The following is a 3211-nucleotide window of genomic DNA, read 5'->3' on the forward strand; positions in this document are numbered from 1 at the left end:
GTAAGCGACTCGGTCAGTTTTCGCCTGGCTTCCCAGCAACGCATATCTCATCCTTGCCCGTAAGGGCGTTTGCGGTTTGTTGCTCGGCGGTCATTTGTTTAAGAACCGCTTTGCGCATCTTTCGTCTCGCCCGGAACAACCGGACCTTCAACGCTCCCACCGAGCGCCCGAACACTTCCGTCAGCTCCGCCAGCGCCCAGCCGTCGAGTTCGAACATCGTCACGAGGGCGCGCTCCTCGAGCGACAGCGCCCGGAGAGCAAGCTCGAGCCGCCGGCGGGCGGCATAAGCCGCCTCAGGGCTGGTTGCACTGAATCCCTCGGTCGGTGCCGACGTCGATTGGTCGCGAAACCGCCGAAGGCGGTCGGCGTGAAACCGGCGCAACCGGTTGCGGAAGGTGTTCACGATGATCCGGTACAGCCAGGGTCGAAAAGCGTCGGGATCCCGAAGGCTGCCGAAACCGGTGAGAGCGGCGACCAGCGCGTCCTGATACAGGTCGTCGCCGTCGTCCCGATTGCCCGCCAGTTTGCGGCAGAACGCCCGCGCCCGCGGATGTTCCGGTTCATGGAGTGTCCAGAATAGGTCCCTACTGTGTTCCATGCGCCCCTAAGACACATTGGGCCGGCCCAAGGTTACCGGCTATGTTGGAGTACTGGTTAAAACTGCTGTGACAATGTAACATACGCAATCGAGAGTGAAAAGGTACCTGAAGTTGAGCAATTGAGGTTCGGGCAGGTCCCGGAGGGTGCGGTCTTGACGCCTTTCAAGCAGCAGCGTCACCCTGAGCGAGAGTAACGTCAGCCTGAGCGGAGTCGAAGGCTGACGGGCAGAGGTGTTGCATTCGAGGTTCGTGCGGGTCATGGTTCGACTTCCGCTCACCATGACGGTGCAGGTCTCACCATAACAAATTGTAGGTCAAGACCCCTGAAGAGGGACCTGCCCCGGTCCGTCGTGCCCGACGCTCGATTCTCGGCAGGTCCGGAACGGACCTGCCTTTGGAGGAAAACCCCTGTCCCGACGCAACCGAATCCGCCATATTGGTGTCTTAAGGGTAGCAACTATGAATGGAAACCAATTCTGGCAACTGCTTGAACCGGAGCACGCAAAAGCCCAGCGCTTTTGCCGACGGTTGACCGGGAATCTCGAAGACGGTGACGATCTCTACCAGGACGGCCTCCTGACCGCCCTGCGAAAGATCGACTCACTTCGCGACCCCGGGGCCCTCCGGCCGTGGCTGTACCGGATACTGATCAACGGTTACAAAAACCGGTTCCGATCGCTGCGGCGCCGCCAGGAAGAAGTTTCCGACGAATCGATCATGATCGAACACGCTCACGATCCTGCCGGCGAATTGACCGCGCGGCGCTGGCTGGACCGGGCGTTTGCCGCCCTCAAACCGGATGAAATCGCACTGGTGACCCTGTTCGAACTTGAGGGCTGGACAGTTGCCGAACTGGCCGCAAGCTTCGACCGCCCCGATGGGACGATCAAAGCGCGGCTGGCCCGAACCCGGCGCAAGATGCGTCACGAGATCGAAAAGTATCTCGCGCCGAAACAACCACCACCCGTAACGATGCGAAAGGCCGGATATGCGTTACCGCAAGACCAGGAATAACACCCGACAGGCCGAGGAAATTCTCGACCGGGCGTTTCAGACCGAACGACGCGCGGATACCCCGCCCGCAAGTGAACTGACATTCCTGAAAACACGGGTCGAGGCGCAACTGGCCGACCGAACCAGGGAGACATCCATCATGGCGACCATAATGCAATCCATCCGATCCTACCCGAAACTGACCGCCGGAGCCGTGGCGTTCGCCGCGTTCCTCGTCTTTTCGATTCTCATCCCGCTGCCCTACTCAAGCGTCGTCGGCTATACCGTGTCGCTGACCGCCCCGTCCGACAGCGCCGTCGAACCGAACGCCTATGTCGCGGCCCTGTCCGCAGTCGGCATCGAAAACAGCTCGGTGAACCTCTCCGATAACGGCGCCGAAGCCCGCTACACGATCGTCGGGCTGAAATCGGAAACCGAGGCCAACGCCACGGTCAGCGCCTACAAAGCTCTGACCGGGATCGAGCCGACCGCCACCAGCGCACCGGTTATCCGTCGCGTCTCGGGAACGCTCTATGCCCAGGCGTTGGAGAAGCTGTTCCGAATCGAGGTAGCCACCGACGGCCTCACCGACGCTGAGATCGCGGCCCAAATCGCCGAGCAGATCAAGGCTCAGGGCGGCACGGTCAAAAACGTCACGATCGACACCGACGCCAACGGTCAGAAGAATATCCAGATCGATATCGAGAGCGACGGTCAGTAGATCCGAGCTCAAATGAACGAAAAACAAAGCGCCGGCGGCTATTGGGCCCCGGCGCTTTTCCTTACTCCGGCAAGGGATATGTGGTTTGCGTTTTCGAATTATCGAAACTGCTGTTTTCGGTATTAGAGCCCACGGGAGACTCAATCAGGGAGGCAGCAAATCGTTGACGATAAAACCGGCGCGTTTCGAATATTCGAAAACGGCATTACAAAATTGAAACGCTTGCGTTTTATTCTAATTCGGCGGTACAGAGACAAATCAAAGACGCCGTCGATCCGCCTTAGGATCCCGGCTTTGCCTACTGCGACGGGGCTTCAGGATACCCCGGTTTCATGTATTCGAAAACGGGTATTGCCGAGGCAACCTGGAAGGCTCAGTCGATCATACGCGCGATCAGAATCGCCGCCGAGCCCGCCTGAGTGCCGATAAACACCGTTTGGATCCACCCCTTGGGCCTGTTGAAAAACTCCGGGGAACGTCTTTGCGAGGAGACCGCCGAAGGCGGACGACGAAGCAACCTCTGGCCACATCCTTGAGCCGGAGTCGATTCGACATTCTTTAGTAGTCGCAACGGACTTCGCATGAGGTCGTGACTTGGCTTATTCAACAGGCCCCCTTGATCGGATTGAGTCCGGTGAAACGAACCTTCGCGAAGCCAAATACGAACAACGCCGCAAGGGTCACCTCGATCGACACGTGCAGCGCCGTCGTAATCTGAGCGATAAAGATGTACGATAAAAGCGGAATGATCCCCCCGGCGATTACGACAGCGTAATCGTGAAGGCACTCCGTCGGGCACGGCGAGGATCGGGCGGCTCCGGCCCAATTCAAACTTCATATCAATGGAGAACAGGATTGAAGCCAACAAATGTTGACGCTTCTCACCCACTCAAACGAA

4 protein-coding genes are annotated in these 3211 nt (G+C 58.7%); 2 read left to right on the forward strand and 2 right to left on the reverse strand.

Annotated elements, in window-relative coordinates; genetic code table 11:
- Positions 1 to 13: 13 nt before the first annotated feature.
- Positions 14 to 598 carry an RNA polymerase sigma factor gene (locus KKA81_16235; GenBank protein MBU2652476.1) on the reverse strand — a complete coding sequence of 195 codons (585 nt, stop codon included), beginning with the start codon at positions 596 to 598 and terminating at the stop codon, positions 14 to 16.
- Between the two features lie 460 nt (positions 599 to 1058).
- Here KKA81_16235 and KKA81_16240 point away from each other — a divergent pair, with 460 nt between their 5' ends.
- Together KKA81_16240 and KKA81_16245 are read left to right on the forward strand one after the other, a co-directional pair.
- Positions 1059 to 1613, forward strand: a complete 555-nt coding sequence (locus tag KKA81_16240) for an RNA polymerase sigma factor (GenBank protein ID MBU2652477.1) — start codon at positions 1059 to 1061, stop codon at positions 1611 to 1613.
- Positions 1588 to 2313 (forward strand): hypothetical protein, encoded by a 726-nt coding sequence (locus KKA81_16245; GenBank protein ID MBU2652478.1) that lies wholly within the window; start codon positions 1588 to 1590, stop codon positions 2311 to 2313. The genes KKA81_16240 and KKA81_16245 overlap by 26 nt, the downstream gene beginning before the upstream one ends.
- A 603-nt stretch (positions 2314 to 2916) precedes the next feature.
- Here the strand turns inward: KKA81_16245 and KKA81_16250 are convergent.
- On the reverse strand, positions 2917 to 3144 hold the full coding sequence (locus tag KKA81_16250) for a VIT1/CCC1 transporter family protein (protein MBU2652479.1): 228 nt from the start codon (positions 3142 to 3144) through the stop codon (positions 2917 to 2919).
- Between the last annotated feature and the right edge of the window lie 67 nt (positions 3145 to 3211).

Source organism: Bacteroidota bacterium (genome assembly GCA_018831055.1).
GTDB lineage: Bacteria > Bacteroidota > Bacteroidia > Bacteroidales > B18-G4 > M55B132.

Coding starts and splice junctions, on each gene's coding strand:
- KKA81_16235 (MBU2652476.1), bottom strand. CDS start 598: ATGGAACACAGTAGGGACCTATTCTGGACACTCCATGAACCGGAACAT.
- KKA81_16240 (MBU2652477.1), top strand. CDS start 1,059: ATGAATGGAAACCAATTCTGGCAACTGCTTGAACCGGAGCACGCAAAA.
- KKA81_16245 (MBU2652478.1), top strand. CDS start 1,588: ATGCGTTACCGCAAGACCAGGAATAACACCCGACAGGCCGAGGAAATT.